A 21,385-nucleotide genomic window follows, 5' to 3' on the forward strand; every position below is an offset into this window, starting at 1 on the left:
GCGCGGCATGACCAGCCTGTCCGACCTGACCGACGAATATGAGTTTCTCGACGCCGACGACCGCTACCGGTTGCTGATCGACCTGGGCAAGGCGCTGGAGCCGATGCCCGACGCGCTCAAGACGGATGCGACCTTGGTGCGCGGCTGTTCGGCAGCGGTGTGGGTTTATCCCACGGTGCGCGACGACGGGACGCTGCATTTTCTGGCCGACAGCAATGCCGCGATCACCAAGGGGATCATCGCGCTGGTCCTGCTGACGGTGCAGGACCGCGCGCCGGGCGAAATTCTGGCGACCGACATCGAAGGCGCGCTCGCGCCGTTCGACCTGCGCAACCAGCTCAGCTCCAACCGGACGCAGGGCATCCCCAACATGATCGCGCTGATCCGCGCAACGGCGGAACGCTACGCCGGATGAGCGCCGAAGCAGGGCGGCTCTACCGCGCGATCTGGCGCTGGCATTTCTATGCCGGGCTGATCGTGGTGCCGTTCATCCTGTTGCTCGCGCTGACCGGGGCGATCTATCTGTTCAAGCCGCAACTCGATGCGTGGCAGGAGCGCGACTGGCGCGGGCTGCCGGTTGCCGCGGTGACGCCCGACGCGCAGCTGAAGGCAGCGCTGGCGGCGGTGCCGGGGGCGCGCTTCCACAGCTACCGCCTGCCCGCAGCGTCGGGTGACGCCGCCGTGATCCATGTCGGACTAGCCGACGGGGGCATGCGCGATATCGCGGTGTCTCCGCAGGGGGAAGTGATCGCGGTCGACGATCCCGAGGCGCGGATCGCGGCGACCGTCTCACGCATCCACGGCTCGCTGCTGCTTGGCCAATGGGGCGGGTTTTTGGTCGAGATTGCCGCGAGCTGGGCGATCCTGCTGATCCTGTCGGGCCTGTATCTGTGGTGGCCGCGTGGGCGGGGACTGGCGGGTGTGCTGTGGCCGCGGCTGCACGCGCGCGGGCGCGTCATGTGGCGCGATCTGCATGCGGTGACGGGCTTCTGGGTTTCCGGGCTGGCGCTGGTGCTGCTTGTGTCCGGCCTGCCCTGGACCGATGGCTGGGCCACCGCCTTCCGCGCGGTGCGCGCGGAGCTGGGACTGGTGCAGGGGCCGCAGCAATGGAAGGGCGGCGTCGATCTGCATGCCGAGCACGACCATGAGGCGATGCTGCGCGCGGCGGCGAGCGGGAAGCCCGTGCCGATCGGCATGACGCTGACCGATATGGTGGCGCGCGCACAGGCGGAGGGGGTCCCCGCCCCCGCGATCCTCTCGCCGCCCGGCGCGCCCGCGCAGTTCGGGCCGCCCAATGGCAATATCTGGAAACTGACCAGCGCGACGCAGAACCGCCCGATCGCGCGCACCGTCACCTTTGACCCGATGAGCGGCAGCGTCATCGCGCGCAGCGGTTTCGCCGACAAGCACCCGATCGACCGGGTGATCGGTTATGGCATCGCCTGGCACGAAGGGCAGTTGTTTGGGTGGATCAACCAGCTGATCGGCGTGTTGACGGCGCTCGCGCTGATGTTGCTGGCGGTGAGCGGCGTCGTCATGTGGTGGCGGCGACGCCCAGACGCATCGCTCGGCGCACCGCCGCGTCCTGCCGATACAAAGCTCCGCGTGGTGGCGGCGATCACGCTGATCATGGCGGCCCTGCTACCGATGCTGGCGCTGTCGCTGATCGTCGTGTTCGTGTTCGACCGGCTGATCCTGCCGCGCTTTCCGCGCGCCGCGCGCTGGCTCAACCGTACCCGCCCGGCCTGAGAGACAGTGGCCGGGCGGGCGGTAGTCCCGCCGATGGTTAAAGAGGGAAACAACACCGGCGGGGTGCCGCGCGGGACCGGGTAAAAACCCGCGCGACGGGGGTCGATCAGGGCAGAAGCACCGAGTCCACCACGTGGATCACGCCGTTCTTCTGCGCCACATCGGCGATGGTGATGTTGGACGTGCCGCCCTTGGCATCGGTGACGATCCAGCCCGAACCGCGCATCGACAGGGTGATCTTCTCGCCCTGAACCGTGGTCAGCTCGAGCTTGCCGCCATTCGCCTTGGCCTTGGCCGCGATGTCGGCGGCCATCATCTTGCCGGGCACGACATGATAGGTGAGCACGGCGGTCAGCGTGCCCTTGTTCTCCGGCTTCAGCAGCGTGTCGACGGTGCCGGCGGGGAGCTTGGCAAACGCGGCGTTGGTCGGCGCGAACACGGTGAACGGTCCGGGCGACTTGAGCGTGTCGACCAGGCCAGCGGCCTTCACCGCCGCGACCAGGGTCGTGTGATCCTTCGAATTGACCGCGTTATCGACGATATCCTTGGTCGGGTACATGGCGGCACCGCCGACCATCTTGGTCTGACCGGCAACGGCAACCGAACCGGTGGCCAGCGCGGCACCGGCGAGCGCCAATGCGAAATGCGAGGTACGAAACTTCATACATCCTCCTGCTTTCGTGGCAGTGCCCGGCCGCCTCGTGACCGGGTTGCGCAGGAGATACGGACGCGGATGCGCGCCGGATGTCAGATGCCGAAAATTTTTCCTGCAGCCACGCGCGGGCCAGTCGGCGCGGGATGCGGCGCAGTCGCGCGCGGCTCCATCGTGATCGCGAGCGTCGCGCCGTCATGCATCATCGACCGATGCCCTTCGGCGACCACGAGCTGGGTATCACCCGCCGGCCGAATGACGCCGAGCGAGCGCGGGATACCGTCCTCGGGGATGATCCACAGCTCAGGCACGCGCTGGTCCGCGCCCATATCCTGGGCAACCAGCCGCAGCTGTGCGGTCGCCGGGTCATAGCGCGCGGCGACCAGCAGCCCCTCCCCCTCGCCGCGCAGCTGCGCCACGATGGCGGGCTGCGCCGCGACCTGTGTCGGCGGCGGGATGATCGACGGCTCCGGAAGCGGGATGACGAGGATCACGGCCAGCGCAGCCGCGGCTGCGCCGGCGATGGCGGTGCCGAACTGCCAGCGGCGCAGTTGGCGACGCGGCACCAGATCGACCACAGGCGCAGGACCGATACCATCGATCGCCTGCTCGATCCGGCTCCAAAGCTGTTCCGATGGCACTTCGTCGGGCACGTCGAGCGCCATGCCCACCAGCCGCTCGCGCCACGCCTCGACCTCTTCGGCAAAGGCGGCGTCAGTCAGCAGGCGGCGGTTGGCGGCTGCCAGCGCCTCGCCCTCGAGCACGCCCAGCGCAAGCTCGGCGGCAAGCAGTTCGCGTTCGTCGGGAAGGTCCATCGGGTCAACCATCGCCCAGGCACGCCTTCAACTGCAACAGGCCGCGGCGGATCCACGTCTTCATCGTGCCGAGCGGCACCCGGTCGCGCTCAGCCAGTTCGGCATAGGTGAGACCGCCGAAAAAGGCCGCCCGGATCGCCGAAGACGCGCGCGCCTCCAGCGCATCGAGACAGGCGCGCATGCGACCCTGCTCCTGCGCATCCTCGATCACGGCGTCGGCGGCGGGGCGGTCGTCAGCGACCATCGCGGCCGCGTCGATCGACGCAGCTGCGGTTGCCGGGCGCGCGCGCAGCCGGTCGATCGCGCTGTTGCGGGCGATCGCGGCAAGCCAGGTGATCGGGCTGGCGCGTTCAGGGTCGAACCGCCCCGCCCGTTGCCATACCTTCACATAGACTTCCTGCACCACGTCCTCTGCTTCCTCCCGGCTCCCACAGATACGCAGGCAAATCCCGAAAAGCTTCGCGCTGGTCAGATTATAGACCTCAGCGAGCGCGGCGCGGTCGCCACGGCCGACCGAAATCAGCGCATCGGCCAGCCGCTTGCGCGCGAGGATTGCGGAGGGCGATGACGGCGTCACGGCGCGAACCCTAACGCACCCGCCGTCGCGCGCAAGCGGGCGCGATCAGCCCAGGCCAAGTTCATCGGCCACCGCATCGAGATTGGCTCCGACCGGCACCAGCAGCCATTCACGGCTCGCCGCACCGTTCACGACGGTCACCGCACCGCGCGGACAGACGCCGAGGCATTTGACGTCGACGATTCCCGCCGCCGCCTTACGCCCCTTCTTCAAATGAAGATGCTTGCGCAGTGCCTTGCCGAGCGGCTGCCGCCCCTTGGGCCCGAATCCGCCATCCAGCTTTTTGGAGCATTTGGCGCAGACCAGCACCGCATTTGCCCAGTTGGACCGAACGCGCGCCTTCAATCCGGCCGCCATTGCCGCCGCTCTTCGGCAGCGCGCAGCACTTCATAGGCGGCCTGGATCGCCTGAAACCGCTTCGCCGCCTCGGCATCGCCGGGACGGATATCGGGATGGTTCGACTTGGCCAGCCGCCGCCATGCAGTGCGTATGGCTTCAAAGGTGGCGTCCGGATCCAGCTCCAGCACGTCGAGCGCGCGCATCTCGTCGCGCGACCGCGAACCGTCGCCCGGGCCGGCCCAGGCATTATGCTTGCTCTCGGAATAGCCGTCCGCGGTGCGGCGCTCATCCACCTCGCGCTGGGCGGCTTCCTCGGCGGTCAGGCCTTCGAAATAGTTCCAGTTGCGGTTGTATTCACCGGCATGTTCTTCGCAGAAATACCAGCGCTCGGGGCTATTGGGCGATTTGGGTGCGGGGCGATCCCCCGGCTTGTCACAGCCGTCGCGATCGCACAGCCGCACCTTCATTGCCTCACGCTCGGCACCATAAGCGCGCCAGCGGGGGAAGCCCCAGTCCATTGATCGGGTAGAACGCACCATTATTTGCCAGATAGGACGCGATTGTGACGAACGCTACCCCGCCCGGTGTTTTCACCCACGCGGGTTGACGCCCCGCCCACCCGCCGATAAAGGCCCCGCTTCCGCTCGCGCGGCCCCTTCGTCTAGCGGTCTAGGACGTCGCCCTCTCACGGCGAAAACACGGGTTCGAGTCCCGTAGGGGTCACCAGGCATAAACGCCTGAAATCGCCGGTTTTACGCCTGATTGACTCGTCGTGGTCGAGGACATGCTGTTCGCGCTTCTGGGCGGTGATGACGATTTCGTCCGAAGCCGCACCAGCATCGGCTGGCGCAGCGTCCTGCGCGAACGCCGGCGCGGCAAAGCCTGCGCACCCGACGATCAGCGCGCACGCGCGGCCGAACTTACCAATTTTGCACAGTTCATCTTAGTCTACCTCTCTCAGCGCGCGTCCATTCTTCCATGTGGTCAGGACGATACGATATAATTGGTCACGCCATAGCCACGCTGCACATAAACGAGCTTTTGTACGTGCCGCATCCAAATCCCCATAGGATCGCGTCGTAAGGGTGTCCGGACGGGTCTGGCCAATCGGGCGATATCACGGTAGCTGTACGGAAATGGCTCAGCGCCAGAATGATCGAGAGTAACAATGGTGAACGACGGCGAAGGCGGCAGAGATCGGCTGTACCAGGCAATTGCGCGGCGATTGCTGGAGGTGTTCGCGAGCGGCCGCTACCAGCCTGGCGACCGCCTGCCGACCGAACGCGAGCTGGCGATCGAGTATAATGTCAGCCGCCCGACCATCCGCGAGGCGATCATCGCGCTGGAAGTGCAGGGCATCGTCGAGGTGCGGGTCGGATCGGGCGCCTATCTACGCGGCCTGCCCAGCGCCGCAGGTCAGGCGGAGTTCAATGTCACCGCGTTCGAGCTGACCGAAGCACGGCTGTTGATCGAGGGCGAGGCGGCGGCACTCGCCGCGGCGCACATCACCGACGAGGAACTCGACACGCTGGCAAAGCTGATCGACGAGATGGCGCGCGAGAATGAGCGCAATGCCGGCACCGAAGATGCCGATCACCAGTTCCACTTGACGATCGCCGGGGCGACGCGCAATGCGGCGATGGTCAACCTGATCGACACGCTGTGGTCGCTGCGGGCCAAGTCGCCAGAAAGCGCGCTGCTCTATGCCAAGGCACGGTCGGCCAACGTCAAGCCGGTGGTCGATGAGCATCAGGTGATCCTCGACGCACTGCGCACGCGCAACCCCGGGACCGCGCGGGCGGCGATGCGCGCGCATCTGTCGGCGGTGCTGGACAGCCTGTTGTTCGCCACCGAAGAGCGCGCGATCGAGGAAGCGCGCAAGCTGTCGGCATCACAGCGCGCGCGTTACGCTCAAGCGCTGGGCTGAGCGGCGCGTTCCGCTCAGCGATAGGTCAGACCAAATCCGTAAGGGTAGAGCGTCCCCTGCTCGGTCTCGCCATAGCCCGGCGCGTCGGAATGCTGGCGATCGACCGCAGCCAGTGACGCGGGCAGTGCGAACGGCAACCGCCCCGCTGGCGCCCGCCGCCCGGTCAGCACGTCGATCTGCGCCGCGTCGCTCGCGCCAAAGCTCGCCAGGATCGATCGGCCATGTAACCATACATGCCGCGCAGCCCGGCGGGCGGCGTACCGACATCAGCGCGCGGTGGCGCAGCAGCGCCGAGCGCGGCGGCGGCGAGGCCCGCTTCCTTGGGAAATTCGGTAAAGGCCCCCGCCCCCTGCCCGATGCCAAAGGTCGGGCTGACCTCGACATGGTTGCGGGCATTGTCCTTGAACAGTGCCGGGATGCCGAGCCGCGTCCCCTCGCGCAATTCCTGCACCGCATTGGTGAAGCGCGCCATCTGCTCAGGGGTTCGGCGATAGCCGCCGCGCAGACGGTAGCCGGTCAGCTTGACCGAACAATCGGCCGGCTGGGTAGAAACGGTGGCGCGCAGGATGAAGCGGCTCATCTCCTCCTTCTCGATCAGCGCGCGCCCATCCGCCGTGACCGATCCGTCGCAATCGGGATTGTGCGTTGCGATCAGCATCATCCCGGCCTTTTCGGCGAGCGTCATCCGCGCGACCAGATCGCGTGCACGCAGCTCGGGCGCGATCCGTCAATCCTCATAACGCTCGAGCGTCCCCGATGCGTTGAGATCCTTGAACCGCAGCCCGGCGATGGAGAGGATCGGCTTGCCCCGCGCCACGATCTCCGGCTGCGTCGGCGCCTGCGCGCCGTCGCGCGTCGCCGCGCACCCGCCCAGCACGACGCTGATCGCCAGCATCGAAACGGCAAGGCGAACCGGGCGGGTCATCGGCATGGTCAGCTTCCAATCGTCGTGCAGGTCGGGGGCAGAACGGCGCGCGTCACCAGTTCCACATGCTGCCATCCTCGAGCCGGGCGACCGGGAGATAGGCCGGTTTGTAGGGATATTTCGCCGCCAGCTCCTCATTGATGTCGACGCCGTGGCCCGGCGTTTCGCCGCAGTACAAGTAGCCCTTGTCGAAGTGATAATCGTGCGGGAACACCGCATCGGTCTCTTCGGTGTGGCGCATATATTCTTGGATCCCGAAATTCGGCACCCAGGTGTCGAAGTGCAGCGCGGTGCCCATCGTCACCGGCGAAAGGTCGGTCGCGCCATGGCAGCCGGTGCGCACCTGATACAGCGATGCCAGATCGGCGATGCGGCGCAAATGCGTGACGCCGCCCGCGCCCACAATGGTGGTGCGGATATAGTCGATCAGCTGGTTCTGGATCAGATCCTTGGCGTCCCAGATCGTGTTGAAGATCTCGCCCACTGCCAGCGGTGTCACCGTGTGCTGGCGGATCAGCTTGAACGCTTCCTGATTCTCCGCCGGGGTCACGTCCTCCAGCCAGAATAGCTGATAGGGTTCGAGCATCTTGCCAAGATTGGCGGCTTCCTGCGGCGTGTAGCGGTGATGCCCGTCATGCAGCAGATGATGGTCGAAGCCATAGGTCGCGCGCACCTTGTCGAACATCTTGGGGATGTAGTTCAGCGCCTTGCGCGTATCCCAACCGGTGACCGAGGGGAGCGCGGCATCGGCGGGCTCGTAATACATCGTGCCACGCCCGACGCCGTACGCGTCCTTGATGCCCGGCACGCCGGTCTGCGCGCGGATCGCCTTATAGCCCATGTCGATATATTGGCCGACCGCATCGACGGTTTCCTCGATGTCAGACCCGTTGGCATGACCATAGACCATCACCCCGTCCCGGCTGCGTCCGCCGAGCAGCTGGTAAAGCGGCATGTTCGCCATCTTGGCCTTGATGTCCCACAGCGCGACATCGACCGCAGCGATCGCGCGCATCGTCACCGGCCCGCGCCGCCAATAGGCGCCGCGATACAGATACTGCCAGATATCCTCGATCCGGCGCGGGTCCATGCCGATCAGGCACGGCGCGACATGATCCTGGAGATAGGAGACGACCGACAGTTCACGCCCGTTCAGCGTGGCGTCGCCGATGCCGTACACGCCCTGATCGGTCTCGATCTTCAGCGTCACGAAATTGCGTCCGGGGCAGGTCACGATGACCCGAGCGGCGGTGATCTTCATTTCAGGCTTAACTCCCTCCGGCGCCCAATTCGGCATCGTCTTACAATCAATACTAGATTGGTCAGACGTTGCATGGCAAGGGGCGATTTCACGAACATGGAGAGGGAAATGAACCCGCTGAACTTGCATCCCGACCGCCTGTTTCCGGCGGATGCGACCACACGGGACATCGCCCGCACGCTCTATGCGCAGGTCGCAAACCTCCCCATCATCAGCCCGCACGGTCATACCGACCCGCAATGGTTTGCGGACGACCAGCCTTTCACCAATGCCGCCGAACTGCTGCTGACCCCCGACCATTATGTCCCGCGCATGCTCTACAGCCAGGGCGTGCCGAGGGAGCAGATGGGCGCCACGCCGCGCGGCGAACGGTCGCGCCCCGGTCTTCAGCTACATGGTCGCACGCCCGCACAGCTATGCACCGAGCGTCACCTTCCCGGATCTCGATCCCGCGACTGCCGGTGCCTATCACACGTCGGAAGTGCCGTTCTGGCTCGGCACGATCGACAGCTTCAACATCTATCGCACGACCCGCGCCTGGACCTATGCCGACCGCCGGCTCAGCATCGACATGATGGACACGCTGGTCGCCTTCGCGCGCACCGGGAGACCGGCGAGTCCCGGCGTGCAATGGCCGGTCTTCGATCCCACCGACCCTCGACTGGTTGAGCTGGGCGCACGTGCACGGATCGGCGATTGGCCGAGCGCGGAGCGCCTCCAGTTTTTCGCAGGGGCACCAACCCCGCGCGGTGTCTCGAGCGCTATCCGGGATTGAACGCCTTGGGCGACTTCGCAGCAACGCGCTGTGCAGCCGGTCGCAGACGGGTTCATTCCGGGGGGGGCGCGCAACCTTTATCTTGCCGCGCGATGGGAATTGGACCAGCGTTGTCGCGTCCTGACACGGAAGAAGCCTTAACGTTTGTCCCAGTTCGAAGTCCTGATCGTCGGCACTGGCCCTGCGGGAGCTGCTGCGGCGCAGGTCCTGGCTGAGGCCGGAGGGTTCCGCGTCGCGCTTGTGGACAAGGCAAGGCTGCCGCGCCCCAAAGCCTGTGGCGGGATATTCCCGTATCGACTGCTGCGCAGGATCGGCGATCTGCCCGCGTCCACGGCCGATGCAGAATATCGCATGCTGCGATATTCCAATCGCGGAACTGCAGCAGTTTCGCAGTCGGCGCATTTGCTGGGCGTCGATCGTGCAGCCTTTGACAATGAGCTCGTGCGACGCGCCGTCACGCGGAGCCATGGTGCGATTACCCTGATCGACCGGTTTGACGTCACGACGCTGGAGGCGAACGCGGACAGCATTCGCATCTGCGACCGGTCCGGCAACGCGCTATCGGGCCGGGTGCTGATCGCGGCCGATGGCGCGTTCAGCCGGATTGCGCGGCTGGCCGGGCTGAATTGCGGGCACGTCGTGCGCCCTGCGATCGATCTGGAGGTCGAGGCACAGCCGGAGGATGTCGCGGTGTTGGGCGAGATGCCGGCGATCGACCTGTTCGAGCTGCACGACGGCTATGGCTGGATTTTTCCAAAGGCCGACCGGCTATCGTGCGGCGTCGTGTCGTGGAGCGGGAAGACGAACCTCAACGATGCGCTTGGCCGCTATCTCGCCCGCCGCCTTCCCGGCGGGTGGCGCGTGCTGCAGCGGATGGGGCATGGCATCCCGATCTATACATCCCATACCGACATTGCACGCGGACGGATCATGCTGGCCGGTGATGCAGCCAATCTCGCCGAGCCGATTTACGGCGCGGGGATCGAGGCGGCCTATGAGAGCGGGATCCTGGCGGGGCGGGCCGCACGCGCAATCTGTGCGGGAGAGGACAGCCCGGAGGCGATCAGCCGTGCCTATCAGCAGCAGGTTCACTCACGGATCGGTGGGCCGATCGCTGCGGTCGCGCGGCATGTGTCGCCGCTGTTTCGCGAACGACCCGAGTTCTTTTATCGCAACTTCGTCGCCGGGAAACTGGGTCATGAGGCATTTGCCGCGCGGATGGACGGGCTGACGTTCGACCCGCCTTCGGAACGTCAGGCGATGGGCTTGTTCGCCTGAATTCGCGCGGCATGCTCGACCGCTGCCTGGAGCATCCGGCGTTTGCGCCACGCCTGCCGCAATTCGGGGGCGACGCAGGGAAAGCCGTGGTCTGAAGCGAATTCTGCGACGCGCGACAGGTCCGTGGTCCCCGCAACTTGCGCGAGTTCGCCGCGCAATACGCTGTCGCGCTCCATCTGTTCCAGAAAGCGCAGGGCATTGGCGAGCGACATCAGGCGGCGCTCCAGACAAATCCGTGCGCGCGGGCGCGGTGAAGCGCCACCAGCGCAGTGGCGGTGGTGAAGCTGCCATGAATGTCAAAGGCATCGACGATCTGCGGCGTGGCGGAATCGGCGCCGGGAACGGGCACCGTCATCGCGCAGCTTCCCGTCCAACTGCCGTCGGGTCGCTGCGCCCGCGCCAAGGCATCGACCGCGTCGACCAACACGCCGTCTTTCCGCGCGTCCTGATCGTCGAGCGCGGCGCGGATAAGCCATGCACGATCGAACGCGCCGCCACCCGAGCGCGTGAGCTGCGCGCAGGCCCAGCGCGCGGCGGCGTGTAACGCGGCGTCAGCTGAGGGTGCACGGGAACGGAGCGCCTCGCACGCCAGTCCGGTCGAATAGGCGTCTGATCCGATCCAGAAGGCCGACCAGCGCCCGTCGGTGGCTTGCGTGGCGAGCAGGTTTGCAACGGCGGCATCCAGTCCGGCCAGCGCGGCAGAAGCGGTCACTTCACCATGTCGGCCATGCCATAGCGCATGGGCCGAGGTGGCCGGCAGTGCCCGTCCGATTTCCGCGAGCAGCGGCGCGCAGTAGGTCACTGCCGCCCCATGCGAGTCGAGATGCCGTGCCAGAAACGCACGATTGGCACGCACGCGCGGATCGTCGCGCAGCCCGAGCCGCTCCGCCAGAATCACGACCCAGGCGGTGCTGTCCGCATCGGGCGGTGCCTTGCGATGATAGCCCCAACCCGGCTCCGGCGCCCTGCGATCGCGCAGGATCGACCATGCGGTGGCAGCGGCGTCATGTGCGGCAAGATGATCGAGTTCGAGCAGATGGGCGCCGACATAGCCACTGACCCATTCGTCGCTGGCCAGATTGCCGAAATCGAAATCGCGCCACAGTCCATCCTGCGTCCGCTCACGCAACAGGAAGGCCAGCGCCCGGTCGATCACCTCGTCCAGCGTCGCCGCCGCTTGCAGTGCAGGCTTGTGCAGCGCGTCACCAGTGAGGATGTCGCCGCCCTGGGTGACCAGTGACGGACGGAAACCGACATAGGCTTTGAGCGTCGGCGGCAGACCCCGGGTAAAGGTCGCTTTGATGTGGCTGGGGCCGCATTCGATCACGCTCGATACCGGCTGCAGATGCGTGATCGCGTCGATGATGCACGGGTCCGGCCAATCCCGTGCGGTCTCAAGCGGTGACAGGGTGCGCGCCCAGCGCTGCAGCGCGGTCCATTGCCGCGCCGAGACCGCACCCGGGCACACCGTGTCGGCGAGATCGCGCCAGCCTTCTTCGCGAGCGGGCCAGGCCGAGAACAGATATTCGATGCCGAATCGCGGCAAGAGCCGGTCGGTCACGTCGAGACACAGGGTGGCGCGATAGGCATCGGCAAGCATCCGCGTCGCCGCTTCGGCGGGCACATCCAGTCCGATCTGCGCCAGGAACGGCGCCAGTGCGGACGAGCGCATCCGCTTGACATTGACACGCAGCGGGGTGTCGGGGCGCGAGAACATCGCCCCAATGTGCGAGACATGCGCGCCATCGGGCAGCGCCGCTGCCAGCGCGCCCAGGACCGCGCATTTGGCCGCACCATCAGTCAGCGGCATTGTTGCAAGCAGTGCCCCTACCCGTTCGGACGACGGCGGCGACAGGCTGTCAAATTCCAGGAAGATCGATGGCGGCGCATGCGCTGGCGCATCCGCGTCATATTCCAGCCAGATGCTGGCGATGCCGCTGCGGTTGCCGGTGATCAGCGCGTGCAGCCACGACCAGGGCTGGCTTTCGGCATCTGGCCGCGCTGCGATCAGCTCGACCAGCCGGCCAATCCCCGCGGCGTCGAGCACATGGCACTGCATCAGGTCGACCGGCGCCGTTTCGTCCGTCAGCGAGAACTCGAACCCGCCGCACGCGACCGGCGGCAAGCGCCGCGCAAGATCCAGGATGGTCGCGACCGCGCCGGGTGCAAATGCCTCGTCCGTGAGTGGCTTCAGCAGCGCGATGACGTCGGCAAAGCTCTGTCGCTCCGCAAACCCGGTCATTCGAAGCGGTCGTAGAGAATGACCGCGGGGGCGTCGCCGTCCGGGTCGATCAGCTGCAACCCGTTTGCCCGGGTCAGCAACGCGCGAACCGATTCACGCAAAAAGATGCGTGTCATCGGCACGCCGTCACAGGCATAGGGCCCAACTCCGAAGGTGAGTGCAGCGGTCCGCTTGCGCCCTGGGTCGAAGCCGGCCGGCTGCGCGAACTGATCAGCGTCGCGATTGGCGGCGCCAAGGTCGATCGTGCTGAACGCCTTGCACCCCGGCGCCGATTCGTCCGGGTGATAACGGAAGATCGTCGGCAGGGGTGGATAGAGCCGCATCAATTCCTCGAACGCTGCATCAGGGCTGTCGCCCCGAATGGCATCGGCGATTTCGGGTTCGTCGAGCGCAAAGCGAAGGATCGAGGCGAGGCTGCGGTTCAACGACGTCCCGGCGATCATGATCACCGCGCAGCTCATGATGATGAAGTCGCGCGACCGGTCATGTTCCTCTGCAAACGTGACCAGCGCGGCGAGCAGCCCGTCGGCGGTGTAGCTGTGCGTTGCGAGCGCCTGATCCACAGCAGTCACGACCGGGCGGTACGACAGCCAGCCCTGCAGCATTTCCCGAACCGGCAGCCCGGTCACCAGCGCCTTATAGCCGACCGCCAACGCGTCCCCCAGTTGATCGACCAGGAAGTTGAGGCCAAGCAGTGAATTGAACGCCGCCAGTGCCAGGGGCGTCCCGAGCGCGCTTTCGACTGGCAGGGGCATGCCCGCCGGGTGGCGCTTCAGTATATCCTCGAACTTTGCACGCACGGCGTGCTGATGGTGGGCGGCAAAGCTGCCCATCTGATAACGCCGGACCATCGCCTGTACCTTGCGACGTTCGGGGTCGAACGGATAGGCGCGGCGCATGCGCGCAACCATGTGCCGATGGTAAAGCAGGATGGCGCCGATCTGCTGATCGGACAGGTCGCCGCCGGCCAGCTCCGCCCCGCTGATTGGCGGCAGGACGAAGTCGCTGGAAAGTAAAAGCGACCGCGCGTCGGCATAGCGTGTGACATCATGGTAGACACAGCGCGGGGCTGGCACGGGGTCCGTCATCGCTGCGCTCCGGCGATGGCGCAGATCAGGTCTGCGGTTGCGGCGAGATGCTCCAGTCCGTGAGGCCGACGCAGGGCATAGACGGGAACGCGCCCCGCCATTTCGAAGGCTGCAGCAAGACCAGCCTGCCGCGCGGACAGCGACGGCGGAAACATTTCCCCGGACAGGTTGCTGCCTAGCGCCAGTCCCGCGTGCGGCTGGCCGAGCAGCTCTACCGTGGTGGGCTTGTCGTCCGAGCTACCGAGCATGAAAATGGCCGCAAGCGGCAGCGCGCGGGGACTGGACCAGAAAGCGTGATCGCTGGTGTCGAGAAAATGCTTGGCCACCCGCGCATTAGCATGCCGGGCACCGTTGGCCCTGCGGGCAGCTGGATGCTTCGGATCGATGCGGCAAAAGGCGGCGCCGTGATGCACCAGTCCGGTCGCCAGATCGATCGCCGCCAGATCGTCAGCGATGATAGCGTGCGATTGTTCACGCAGATACAGCGCCAGCGTGGTCTTGCCGGCACCGCTCGGGCCGCAGATCGCAACGGCCTTGTCGCCCATGGCGATCACCGCCGCGTGCAGTGGGAACGATTTCATCACCGTGCGCAGCCGTAGCGGCATGAACGGGCTGACAAGGAAGGATGTGACATCAACGGGATTGATCGGACCGCCCTCGCGAATCTTGACCGACCCGGCGGCCAGGTCGTGGTCAATCCGCGCGCAGGTCACACCCGCCTCGTTGATGAAGACCGTGAACCCGCTGGCACCATGCCGTTCCAGCGACAGGCGCCCATCCTCGCCCCGGGGCGTCTGATACGCCACGGAACAACCGCCAAACTCTTCGGGCCCCGAAACAAAATGACTGTCGAGAGAGAGCGTGAGCGTCGGCGCGTCGGCACCAAGGCCATCGGGCGCGCCCAGGCCCCATAACTGGCAGGGGCTCACGATCCGATGCCCGAATAGCGCGTATGCAGATGTCACTCACTGCCCTTTGAGGCAGGCAAAGCTGCGAAGGTTCACCGATGTGAAAGGCGGGCTGACGGCGTGCCGATCATACCCGCCCAATTCACTGGACGAAACGTGCTTCAGGACGCGTATATTGCCCCAGCGCCGTCGTCAAAGCTTCCCGAGTTAACGTTGGCGACCAGATCGGCGACCGAGCCATATTCCTTGATGGAAGGCGCGGTGTAGACTGCTTTCGCGTCAATCACGTGCTGCTGATTTTTCATAGTACCTGAGTCCCCCGGCATTACCGCTGCTGGGTACATGCCTGGTAGAAAGAAAGCAATATGTCAGCCTACTCAACTCGCACGCAATTTTATGGTTTTCGCGCAACCTGCGAACTGGCGGGGCATTGCTGGCGCGTGCCCCAATACCCTGGACGAAGCATGCTTCAGGAGGCGTATGCAGCTACCCCGACGCCGTCGTCAAAGTCTCCGCTGCTAACATTGGCGACGAGGTCGGCGACCGAGCCATATTCCTTGATGGAAGGCGCGGTGTAGACTGCTTTCGATCCAATCACGCGCTGCTGATTTTTCATATTGCCCCCCCCCGAGCATTACCGCCGCATGTTAACTGCCTGGTAGAAAGAAGGCAATATATCGGCCTAACTCAATCCGCACGAAATTTAAGGCTTTCGCGCAACATGCGAACTGGCGGGGCGTTGCTGCGGCGCCCGACCCGTCAATCAACGAATTCGACGATTGCGGCGGCTCTGCAAGCCCGGTTTCTTGAGCGATCCTGCACATCGGCCGCGGCGTACGACCTTTGCCTGCGAAATGACCTGAGAGAACGCTCAGCTCGCCTGGCAAACCACAAGCTTCTTGCCGACCATATGGTCGAGCAAGGTATCAAGATCATTTCCCGCCAGCTGCCGATCTACGTCATAGGAATGGGTGATCGCGTCGATCAACTGCGCGCGTGTTTTGCCGTCCCCTTGCAGCAGTCCCCAGATATGGGCTGCGACGGCGTCAAGGCCAAAGGCTTTGTCGCTATCGGTGTCGAGCAGGATGGTTTCCCCTTCTACCTCGCTGAAAATCACACCTTCAGACGCTCTGTAAACCTTATCCGACATATGATTTCTGCCTCTTCCTGAGCACCGCCGCCCAATCGGTCAGCTCATGGGATTGTCAAGCACGAAACGCCCGATCGAGAGCACCATCGGGATTTCACGCTGCAAAACACGGCCTGGATCGGACAGGCTCACGGGGGTTTGCTTCGGCCAGTCGGCAAGATGGCGCCTGAGGCGAGCAAAGTCGAACAACTCCGCGAGCAACGGATCGCGTGCAAACCGTTCGACCTCATCCCGGATACGCGACAAGTCGCGCGTCAGGCGCAGATGCCAGTCGGCCGACTGGCGCCCGATTTCGACAGGCTTGTTCAATACTGCGTCGGGCAACGTGCCCTGCATGGCGCGGCGCGCCAGCCAACGATTTTCCCGCCCCCGACGGAACTGGCTGTCGGGCACCCCAAAACACCATTCGAGCAGATCCCGATCAGCCAGCGGATCGCGCAGATCAAGATCGTGCAGCGCTGACCATCCGAACTGAGCCGCGCCGGAAGAGGGGAAATGATGATATTTGAGGGTCACCAACCACTGATCGCGCGTGCGCTCCGTCATCAGGTCCATATCCGGAGCGAGCGCCGCTACCGCGCGACGCACGACATTGCGTTCGGCAAGGAAGCGAGGATTAAGCGCCGCAGCCTCCATCGGCATCAGAGCCGCGCCGCGATGCCGCAATATTCTTGTGCGGAGTGATGACGGTAGCGCCCCGCGAAGTTCGCGCTGCGCCAGCCTCGCGGCGCTTCGCGCTGCTGCAACTGGCCGATGCCCGGCCTCGTCCCATATCTGGCGCGCGCCTGCCCGGATCGCGAAGGCGCGGAACAGCTGTGCGGCGGCGTCGGCCCCGGCATAGCTGAAGCCGGCATTGCCCATGCCCCCGTCGAGGATCGTGCGCGCGCCCTGTGATCGCGCGCGACCGAACAGCATATCGGCCCAGATCATGTTCACGATGTTGCGCTGCGGTGCCTCCATCGCGGCGTGCACCCCGTCGATTACGTCGAAAATGCCGCGTCCGGCGGCATCGATCAGCTCGAGCTTTAGCACCGGGCAGTGGTCCGCCACCGCGGCGGCATAATGGCGTTCGTCGGCGAAGACATGCGCCTCGTGCAAACCATCCCAGTCCGGATCCGGCACGGACGTATAGACCGGAAGACGCGGTTGCGATCCGGGCAGCGTTGCGCTGGCGAGCACGGCCACGCTGGTCGAATCCAGGCCGCCGCTCATCGCCACCGCAATATCGCCGTCCGACCGCGTGACGCTCGCGATTGCGCGCTGCAGCTTTTCCTTCAGCGCGTCGACATAGTCGTCGTCAGAGGCGTACCGGACCGGGCGGATGCGCCGCCGTAGATCGTAATAGATGGTGGACTGCGACGTCTCGCTGCCAAAGGCGACGATCTCACCGGGCTCGACGCTGCGGATTCCGGTGAAGCAGGTCTGCCACCGGTGAAGATACATCGCAGCGGCGCGGTCGGTGATCGCGTCGATGTCGATCGACCGCGCGATCCCAGGCACCGCATGAATGCCGCGCGGCATGGAACTCGCCACGACGCGTCCCGCATCCGCATGATAGTGCAAGGGTCGGCGGCCGAAAGGGTCGCGGAGCAGGGTCAGCCGCCGCTGGTCGCGATCCCATATGATGCAGGCGAAATCGCCATACCATTGCTCGAGTCCGTCCGATCCCCATCGGCTCCAGGCGCGGATCGCCAGCGCCGCGTCCGGCAGCTGCGCGGCTTCCGGGCCGGTAATGTTCAGCGCCCGGCACAGGTCATCCCGGTGATCGAGCCGCCCGTCGAACAGCAGCGCCCATCGCCCCGCATCGGCCCTGACCGGCTGAACCAGCGCGCGATCTTGCGGCGTGACAATGCGCTGGGTGCAGACAAAGCCAAGCGCCCCCTCCGGAACCAGATATCGTCCATCGGGGCCGTCGCGCCGCAGCGCCTCCGCCATCCGCTCCAATGCTGTCGGATCGACCGTTCCACCCCGCCGCTGCCAGATCAGGCCCAAGCCACTCATGCTGCGAATCCGGAACGATACTCAACGCAGCTGGATATAGCCGTCCCCTTCGCGAGACTGCGGCGCACCCGCACTCTCGATAAGATCGCACCAGGCGTGGCCCTCCAGCATGTTCGCCGCATTCTTGCGCCACCCCATATACACGGCCACCGGATAACCGTTCGCCCGCAGGATATGCGCCAGGACCAGCGACCTGCGAAGACATTTCCGTTCGCTTCCGATCGTCAGCCGCGCGGCGAAGCGGACGATCTGATCCGCCCGGACGGGGTCGATCGCCTCTGTGCGGCGCCGATCCGCAATCTTGCGTTCGAACAGCCGGCGTGATCGCCCGCTGCCCAGCAGCCGCAAGGTCAACTCAGCCACAGGCAAAGCGACTACGGCGAAACCCATCGCCCGCCGTTCACAAGCGGGCCAGGCCATAAAACGACGTAACCGATAAGGGCTTATGGATCGAAGCAGCATAAACTATCGGGCCCTGGGGCAGAGGATGCAGTGGTCCTAACCGACTGACTGGCGTCCCGCCAGACGCAATGCAGAACCCCGCCGGGCCGCGTCACCATTCCCGCCATGCGCTTCTTCTGCATAGCTGTGGCGTGTCCATCAGCACCACCCCGCGCGCCTCGGGCATCCGTGCGCCACGGCTGACCTTAGCCAGCCAGCGGCGTTGCCTCCCAAGCGCGGCCGGCGACGTCGCGCACCGCCTGCTCCAGCGCCGCGATCAGCGCGTCATCGCCGAGCATCGGGCGGGTCAGGCCGATGTCCCGTTCCGCAAGCGCGCGGGCGAACGTCGACGCGTCTAGCTCCCCCGCAAGTTCCGCAATCGCCGCCGCATGCGGATCGGCAATCGGCGTCCTGGCCCGCGCGCGCTCGTGCAGGAACACGATCCACCCCGCCAGCGCGGTGACGATATGCCCGGGCAGCACCCCCGCAGCCCGGTTGGCCGCAAGCGAGTCCCCCAGCCGGTAGGGTATCTTCTGCGACCCATCGATGGCGATCTGCTCCAGCCGGTGGACGATCGCCGGATTGCGGAACCGCTGCATGACATCGGCGCGATACTGATCGAGATCGAGGCCCGGCACGGTACCAACAAAGGGCTGGATTTCATCGCGCACCATCTTGTCGGCAAACCGCGCCAGTGCGCCGTCCTGCATCGCTTCCGCCACCGATGTCGCCCCGCGCAACAGGCCGAGATAGGCGATGCTGGAATGCGCGCCGTTGAGGATGCGCAGCTTGGCCCGCTCCCACGCCGCAACGTCGCTGGTCAGGATCGCGCCTGCGGCCTTCAGGTCGGGACCAAAATCGATGCCCAGATCCTCGACCACCCATTGCGCAAAGGCTTCGCGCTGGACCGCCGCTGCATCTTCGACGCCCAGTTGCGCGGTCAGGTCGGACAGGAAGCTGGCATCGCTGGCCGGCGTGATCGAATCGACCATCGTGCACGGCACCGCCACCTCCGCCTTGATCCACGCCGCCAGTTCGGCGTCGACCCGGCCGGCATAATCGACCAGCGCGGCGTGCAGCTTGCGACCATTGTCCGCCAGATTGTCGCACGGCATCACCGTGAACGGCGCAACGCCCGCCGCACGCCGCGCCGCCAGCCCCTGAACGATCCAGCCGACTACCGACCGCGGCGTCCCCTCGCCCGCCAGATCATGGACGATGTCGGGGTGGGACAGGTCGAGCGTCCCGTCGGGGGCGAGGCAATAGCCCTTCTCGGTCACGGTCGAGGTGACCAGCCGCACCGCAGGGTCGGCGAGCAGCGCGGCGGTCTGCGCCGCATCCTCCGGCCCCAGAAACGCGCTATGCGCAGCGATCACCCGCAACGACGGCACCGCGTCGCGGATCGCCAGCGTGTACAGCCCATCCTGCGCCGCCAATGCGTCCACGGTACCGCGCGTCCGCATCGACACCGCCGCAATTCCCCAGCGCGGATCATCGGCCAGCAGGCGATCGATATAAGCCGCCTGATGCGCGCGATGAAACGCGCCGGGGCCGAAATGGACGATGCCGGTTTGCAGCGCCGGACGCCCCGCTGGCGTCTCCACGGTCGCGGGCAGGCTGGACAGGGCGGCGCGGGACAGGACGGTCACAGGGTTACTCCACGTTTCCAGATGGCGATCTCGCGCTCGCCATTGCGCTCGGCTGCAGTCGGCTCACCCGATGCGATGGCAATGATCCGCGCCATCAACGCCGAGGCCGCCGCGTCCATCCCCTCGTCGAGCACGCTTCCGGCATCGAAATCGATCCAGCCGGGCTTGCGCGCAGCAAGGTCGTGGTTCGACGCGATCTTGACCGTCGGCACCGGAAATCCGAGCGGCGTGCCGCGCCCGGTGGTGAACAGGATCGCGGTCGCCCCCGCCGCCGCCAGCGCGGTGGATGATACGGCGTCGTTTCCGGGTGCCTCCAGCAGCGTCAGGCCGCGCCCCGCGATCCGCGCGCCATACTCGATCACATCGGCGACTGCGCTCGTCCCGCCCTTTTGCACCGCGCCGAGCGACTTTTCCTCAAGCGTGGTGATCCCGCCCGCGACATTTCCGGGGGAAGGGTTTTCAGACACCGGTTCGCCATAGTCGATGAAATGCTGTTTGAACCCGTTCACCAATGAGACGATCGCATCGAACGTCTCCCGCGAGGCGGCGCGCTCCATCAACAGGTGCTCGGCCCCGAAAATCTCCGGGATCTCGGTCAGGATCGCGCTGCCCCCCGCCCCGGTCACATGATCGGCCATCCGCCCGACCAGCGGATTGGCGGTCAGCCCAGACAGTCCATCCGACCCCCCGCATTTGACGCCCAGTACCAGCGCGTCGAGCCCGACCGGGCTGCGGACTGCGGTCGCCGCCTGCGCCAGCTCCTCGACCAGCGCCACGCCTTCGGCCACTTCATCCGCGCTCGCCTGCGCAACGAGGAAGCGGACCGACCCCCGTCGCGCCTCGGGAATGGCATCGATCAGTGCGGCGACCTGATTTTCCTCGCACCCAAGGCCGATGATCACCGCACCACCGGCATTGGGATGACAGGCCAGGCTGGCGAGGATCGCCCGCGTGCCGTCGAGGTCATGGCCGAGCTGCGAACAGCCATGCGGGTGCGAAAAGGCATGCACCCCGTCGACCAGATGCGCGACCCGCGCCTCGGCTTGACGGGCAATCCGCTCCGCCGTCCGCGCGACGCAGCCGACCGTCGGCAGGATCCAGATCTCGTTGCGCGTGCCCACTCGACCATCGGCGCGGCGATAGCCCATGAAGGTCGCGACCGGCGCCGCCGGCACCGGCATCGCGGCGGCTGCGGGCGAAAAGGCATAGCTCCCCTGCCCGCCCAGCGCGGTTGTCAGGTTATGCGTATGCACATGCTCGCCAACCGCAATCGTCCGGCTCGCCCGCCCGATCGGGAAGCCGAACTTGCGCACCGGCGCGCCGCACGCGATCGCGCACAACGCCACCTTGTGCCCCCGCTCCACCGCATCCGCCAGCGTCAGGCTGCCGCCGTCATACGCGACAAGATCGCCCGCCGCGCCATCCTCCAGCATCGTCAGGACATCGTCAGACGGGGCGATTTTCAGCGCCTTGGGCATTCCAGCAACTCCGGGATTCAGCAAACGGACGTCAAGAGATACATCATTCATCATACAATGTGGCGGTCAGGCCAAGTGGCTGCTATTCTGCGCCGGCATCAAGCCTCTTTGCCACAGAAAGTCGATTTTC

26 protein-coding genes, 1 tRNA gene and 1 pseudogene are annotated in these 21,385 nt (G+C 65.8%); 8 read left to right on the forward strand and 20 right to left on the reverse strand.

The genetic code is table 11. The annotated features are described in order from the left end of the window. Positions 1-7: 7 nt before the first annotated feature. Positions 8-415: a SufE family protein gene (locus ACRYLO_RS07730; RefSeq protein ID WP_422058110.1), complete on the forward strand. Its 408-nt coding sequence runs from the start codon at positions 8-10 to the stop codon at positions 413-415. Next, positions 412-1,749 (forward strand): PepSY-associated TM helix domain-containing protein, encoded by a 1,338-nt coding sequence (locus ACRYLO_RS07735; protein ID WP_482659626.1) that lies wholly within the window; start codon positions 412-414, stop codon positions 1,747-1,749. The genes ACRYLO_RS07730 and ACRYLO_RS07735 overlap by 4 nt, the downstream gene beginning before the upstream one ends. A 106-nt stretch (positions 1,750-1,855) precedes the next feature. Here ACRYLO_RS07735 and ACRYLO_RS07740 read toward each other — a convergent pair whose 3' ends face one another. From ACRYLO_RS07740 to ACRYLO_RS07760, 5 genes are all read right to left on the reverse strand, one after another. Next, positions 1,856-2,413 (reverse strand): fasciclin domain-containing protein, encoded by a 558-nt coding sequence (locus ACRYLO_RS07740; protein ID WP_482659627.1) that lies wholly within the window; start codon positions 2,411-2,413, stop codon positions 1,856-1,858. Between the two features lie 83 nt (positions 2,414-2,496). Then, a complete protein-coding gene (locus ACRYLO_RS07745; protein ID WP_482659628.1) occupies positions 2,497-3,228 on the reverse strand; it encodes an anti-sigma factor in 732 nt (243 codons plus the stop codon). Further along, positions 3,221-3,793 (reverse strand): sigma-70 family RNA polymerase sigma factor, encoded by a 573-nt coding sequence (locus ACRYLO_RS07750; protein WP_482659629.1) that lies wholly within the window; start codon positions 3,791-3,793, stop codon positions 3,221-3,223. Before ACRYLO_RS07750 ends, ACRYLO_RS07745 begins: the two co-directional genes overlap by 8 nt. Positions 3,794-3,838: 45 nt before the next feature. Continuing rightward, positions 3,839-4,150: a (2Fe-2S) ferredoxin domain-containing protein gene (locus tag ACRYLO_RS07755; protein ID WP_482659630.1), complete on the reverse strand. Its 312-nt coding sequence runs from the start codon at positions 4,148-4,150 to the stop codon at positions 3,839-3,841. Then, positions 4,135-4,671 (reverse strand): J domain-containing protein, encoded by a 537-nt coding sequence (locus ACRYLO_RS07760; RefSeq protein ID WP_482659631.1) that lies wholly within the window; start codon positions 4,669-4,671, stop codon positions 4,135-4,137. Before ACRYLO_RS07760 ends, ACRYLO_RS07755 begins: the two co-directional genes overlap by 16 nt. 111 nt (positions 4,672-4,782) lie before the next feature. Between ACRYLO_RS07760 and ACRYLO_RS07765 the strand changes: the two genes are divergently transcribed. The 3 genes from ACRYLO_RS07765 to ACRYLO_RS07775 all read left to right on the forward strand — a co-directional run bounded on the left by ACRYLO_RS07765 (position 4,783) and on the right by ACRYLO_RS07775 (position 6,059). Beyond that, positions 4,783-4,858: transfer RNA gene (locus ACRYLO_RS07765), tRNA-Glu, on the forward strand. A gap of 58 nt (positions 4,859-4,916) precedes the next feature. Next, entirely contained in the window at positions 4,917-5,135 is a 219-nt protein-coding gene (locus ACRYLO_RS07770; protein WP_482659632.1) for a hypothetical protein, read from the forward strand. 165 nt (positions 5,136-5,300) lie between these two features. After that, positions 5,301-6,059, forward strand: a complete 759-nt coding sequence (locus tag ACRYLO_RS07775) for a FadR/GntR family transcriptional regulator (protein ID WP_482659633.1) — start codon at positions 5,301-5,303, stop codon at positions 6,057-6,059. Positions 6,060-6,073: 14 nt separating this feature from the next. Here the strand turns inward: ACRYLO_RS07775 and ACRYLO_RS07780 are convergent, their stop codons facing one another. Genes ACRYLO_RS07780 through manD form a run of 4 tightly spaced genes read right to left on the reverse strand, consistent with a single transcriptional unit; the run spans position 6,074 to position 8,245 of the window. Beyond that, positions 6,074-6,196 carry a hypothetical protein gene (locus ACRYLO_RS07780; RefSeq protein ID WP_482659634.1) on the reverse strand — a complete coding sequence of 41 codons (123 nt, stop codon included), beginning with the start codon at positions 6,194-6,196 and terminating at the stop codon, positions 6,074-6,076. A 26-nt stretch (positions 6,197-6,222) separates the two neighbouring features. Beyond that, positions 6,223-6,744, reverse strand: coding sequence for a hypothetical protein (locus ACRYLO_RS07785; RefSeq protein WP_482659635.1), 522 nt, complete (start codon positions 6,742-6,744; stop codon positions 6,223-6,225). A 42-nt stretch (positions 6,745-6,786) separates the two neighbouring features. Next, positions 6,787-6,990 carry a hypothetical protein gene (locus ACRYLO_RS07790; RefSeq protein WP_482659636.1) on the reverse strand — a complete coding sequence of 68 codons (204 nt, stop codon included), beginning with the start codon at positions 6,988-6,990 and terminating at the stop codon, positions 6,787-6,789. 46 nt (positions 6,991-7,036) lie between these two features. Then, positions 7,037-8,245: a D-mannonate dehydratase ManD gene (manD, locus tag ACRYLO_RS07795; RefSeq protein ID WP_482659637.1), complete on the reverse strand. Its 1,209-nt coding sequence runs from the start codon at positions 8,243-8,245 to the stop codon at positions 7,037-7,039. A gap of 108 nt (positions 8,246-8,353) precedes the next feature. On the opposite strand from manD, the pseudogene ACRYLO_RS07800 reads away from it, so the two are divergent. From ACRYLO_RS07800 to ACRYLO_RS07810, 3 genes and pseudogenes are all read left to right on the forward strand, one after another. Continuing rightward, positions 8,354-8,608, forward strand: a pseudogene (locus tag ACRYLO_RS07800) (glucuronate isomerase); the annotation flags it as partial. 31 nt (positions 8,609-8,639) lie between these two features. Beyond that, complete coding sequence (locus ACRYLO_RS07805) at positions 8,640-9,020, forward strand: carboxylesterase family protein (RefSeq protein WP_482659638.1); 381 nt, start codon at positions 8,640-8,642, stop codon at positions 9,018-9,020. Positions 9,021-9,164: 144 nt separating this feature from the next. Continuing rightward, a complete protein-coding gene (locus ACRYLO_RS07810; protein WP_482659639.1) occupies positions 9,165-10,298 on the forward strand; it encodes a geranylgeranyl reductase family protein in 1,134 nt (377 codons plus the stop codon). Here ACRYLO_RS07810 and ACRYLO_RS07815 read toward each other — a convergent pair. The 11 genes from ACRYLO_RS07815 to ACRYLO_RS07865 all read right to left on the reverse strand — a co-directional run bounded on the left by ACRYLO_RS07815 (position 10,274) and on the right by ACRYLO_RS07865 (position 21,255). Beyond that, the gene (locus ACRYLO_RS07815; RefSeq protein WP_482659640.1) at positions 10,274-10,510 is read right to left on the reverse strand and encodes a Nif11 family protein; all 237 of its coding nucleotides are present in this window, start codon (positions 10,508-10,510) and stop codon (positions 10,274-10,276) included. The two genes, ACRYLO_RS07810 and ACRYLO_RS07815, sit on opposite strands and share 25 nt — an antisense overlap. After that, complete coding sequence (locus tag ACRYLO_RS07820) at positions 10,510-12,540, reverse strand: prenyltransferase/squalene oxidase repeat-containing protein (protein WP_482659641.1); 2,031 nt, start codon at positions 12,538-12,540, stop codon at positions 10,510-10,512. Before ACRYLO_RS07820 ends, ACRYLO_RS07815 begins: the two co-directional genes overlap by 1 nt. Beyond that, on the reverse strand, positions 12,537-13,628 hold the full coding sequence (locus ACRYLO_RS07825; RefSeq protein ID WP_482659642.1) for a hypothetical protein: 1,092 nt from the start codon (positions 13,626-13,628) through the stop codon (positions 12,537-12,539). The genes ACRYLO_RS07820 and ACRYLO_RS07825 overlap by 4 nt, the downstream gene beginning before the upstream one ends. Then, complete coding sequence (locus ACRYLO_RS07830; protein WP_482659643.1) at positions 13,625-14,434, reverse strand: hypothetical protein; 810 nt, start codon at positions 14,432-14,434, stop codon at positions 13,625-13,627. The genes ACRYLO_RS07825 and ACRYLO_RS07830 overlap by 4 nt, the downstream gene beginning before the upstream one ends. A gap of 263 nt (positions 14,435-14,697) precedes the next feature. Beyond that, positions 14,698-14,841 (reverse strand): hypothetical protein, encoded by a 144-nt coding sequence (locus tag ACRYLO_RS07835; protein WP_482659644.1) that lies wholly within the window; start codon positions 14,839-14,841, stop codon positions 14,698-14,700. Positions 14,842-15,005: 164 nt separating this feature from the next. Continuing rightward, positions 15,006-15,152, reverse strand: coding sequence for a hypothetical protein (locus ACRYLO_RS07840; RefSeq protein WP_482659645.1), 147 nt, complete (start codon positions 15,150-15,152; stop codon positions 15,006-15,008). Between the two features lie 255 nt (positions 15,153-15,407). Then, complete coding sequence (locus tag ACRYLO_RS07845) at positions 15,408-15,686, reverse strand: PqqD family protein (protein WP_482659646.1); 279 nt, start codon at positions 15,684-15,686, stop codon at positions 15,408-15,410. Positions 15,687-15,725: 39 nt separating this feature from the next. Further along, a complete protein-coding gene (locus tag ACRYLO_RS07850) occupies positions 15,726-17,687 on the reverse strand; it encodes an asparagine synthetase B family protein (RefSeq protein ID WP_482659647.1) in 1,962 nt (653 codons plus the stop codon). 21 nt (positions 17,688-17,708) lie between these two features. Then, positions 17,709-18,149, reverse strand: coding sequence for a lasso peptide biosynthesis B2 protein (locus ACRYLO_RS07855; RefSeq protein WP_482659648.1), 441 nt, complete (start codon positions 18,147-18,149; stop codon positions 17,709-17,711). Positions 18,150-18,334: 185 nt separating this feature from the next. Further along, positions 18,335-19,777 carry a mannitol dehydrogenase family protein gene (locus tag ACRYLO_RS07860; RefSeq protein ID WP_482659649.1) on the reverse strand — a complete coding sequence of 481 codons (1,443 nt, stop codon included), beginning with the start codon at positions 19,775-19,777 and terminating at the stop codon, positions 18,335-18,337. Further along, positions 19,774-21,255: a UxaA family hydrolase gene (locus ACRYLO_RS07865; RefSeq protein ID WP_482659650.1), complete on the reverse strand. Its 1,482-nt coding sequence runs from the start codon at positions 21,253-21,255 to the stop codon at positions 19,774-19,776. Before ACRYLO_RS07865 ends, ACRYLO_RS07860 begins: the two co-directional genes overlap by 4 nt. Positions 21,256-21,385 lie beyond the last annotated feature (130 nt).

This window comes from Sphingomonas sp. SDUR79 (assembly GCF_056821745.1).

Coding starts and splice junctions, on each gene's coding strand:
- ACRYLO_RS07755 (WP_482659630.1), bottom strand. CDS start 4,150: ATGGCGGCCGGATTGAAGGCGCGCGTTCGGTCCAACTGGGCAAATGCG.
- ACRYLO_RS07760 (WP_482659631.1), bottom strand. CDS start 4,671: ATGGTGCGTTCTACCCGATCAATGGACTGGGGCTTCCCCCGCTGGCGC.
- ACRYLO_RS07775 (WP_482659633.1), top strand. CDS start 5,301: ATGGTGAACGACGGCGAAGGCGGCAGAGATCGGCTGTACCAGGCAATT.
- ACRYLO_RS07855 (WP_482659648.1), bottom strand. CDS start 18,149: ATGCTGCTTCGATCCATAAGCCCTTATCGGTTACGTCGTTTTATGGCC.
- ACRYLO_RS07745 (WP_482659628.1), bottom strand. CDS start 3,228: ATGGTTGACCCGATGGACCTTCCCGACGAACGCGAACTGCTTGCCGCC.
- ACRYLO_RS07805 (WP_482659638.1), top strand. CDS start 8,640: ATGGTCGCACGCCCGCACAGCTATGCACCGAGCGTCACCTTCCCGGAT.
- ACRYLO_RS07785 (WP_482659635.1), bottom strand. CDS start 6,744: ATGACGCTCGCCGAAAAGGCCGGGATGATGCTGATCGCAACGCACAAT.
- ACRYLO_RS07790 (WP_482659636.1), bottom strand. CDS start 6,990: ATGCCGATGACCCGCCCGGTTCGCCTTGCCGTTTCGATGCTGGCGATC.
- ACRYLO_RS07850 (WP_482659647.1), bottom strand. CDS start 17,687: ATGAGTGGCTTGGGCCTGATCTGGCAGCGGCGGGGTGGAACGGTCGAT.
- ACRYLO_RS07735 (WP_482659626.1), top strand. CDS start 412: ATGAGCGCCGAAGCAGGGCGGCTCTACCGCGCGATCTGGCGCTGGCAT.
- ACRYLO_RS07815 (WP_482659640.1), bottom strand. CDS start 10,510: ATGTCGCTCGCCAATGCCCTGCGCTTTCTGGAACAGATGGAGCGCGAC.
- ACRYLO_RS07740 (WP_482659627.1), bottom strand. CDS start 2,413: ATGAAGTTTCGTACCTCGCATTTCGCATTGGCGCTCGCCGGTGCCGCG.
- ACRYLO_RS07825 (WP_482659642.1), bottom strand. CDS start 13,628: ATGACGGACCCCGTGCCAGCCCCGCGCTGTGTCTACCATGATGTCACA.
- ACRYLO_RS07770 (WP_482659632.1), top strand. CDS start 4,917: ATGCTGTTCGCGCTTCTGGGCGGTGATGACGATTTCGTCCGAAGCCGC.
- ACRYLO_RS07820 (WP_482659641.1), bottom strand. CDS start 12,540: ATGACCGGGTTTGCGGAGCGACAGAGCTTTGCCGACGTCATCGCGCTG.
- ACRYLO_RS07730 (WP_422058110.1), top strand. CDS start 8: ATGACCAGCCTGTCCGACCTGACCGACGAATATGAGTTTCTCGACGCC.
- ACRYLO_RS07865 (WP_482659650.1), bottom strand. CDS start 21,255: ATGCCCAAGGCGCTGAAAATCGCCCCGTCTGACGATGTCCTGACGATG.
- manD (WP_482659637.1), bottom strand. CDS start 8,245: ATGAAGATCACCGCCGCTCGGGTCATCGTGACCTGCCCCGGACGCAAT.
- ACRYLO_RS07845 (WP_482659646.1), bottom strand. CDS start 15,686: ATGTCGGATAAGGTTTACAGAGCGTCTGAAGGTGTGATTTTCAGCGAG.
- ACRYLO_RS07840 (WP_482659645.1), bottom strand. CDS start 15,152: ATGAAAAATCAGCAGCGCGTGATTGGATCGAAAGCAGTCTACACCGCG.
- ACRYLO_RS07835 (WP_482659644.1), bottom strand. CDS start 14,841: ATGAAAAATCAGCAGCACGTGATTGACGCGAAAGCAGTCTACACCGCG.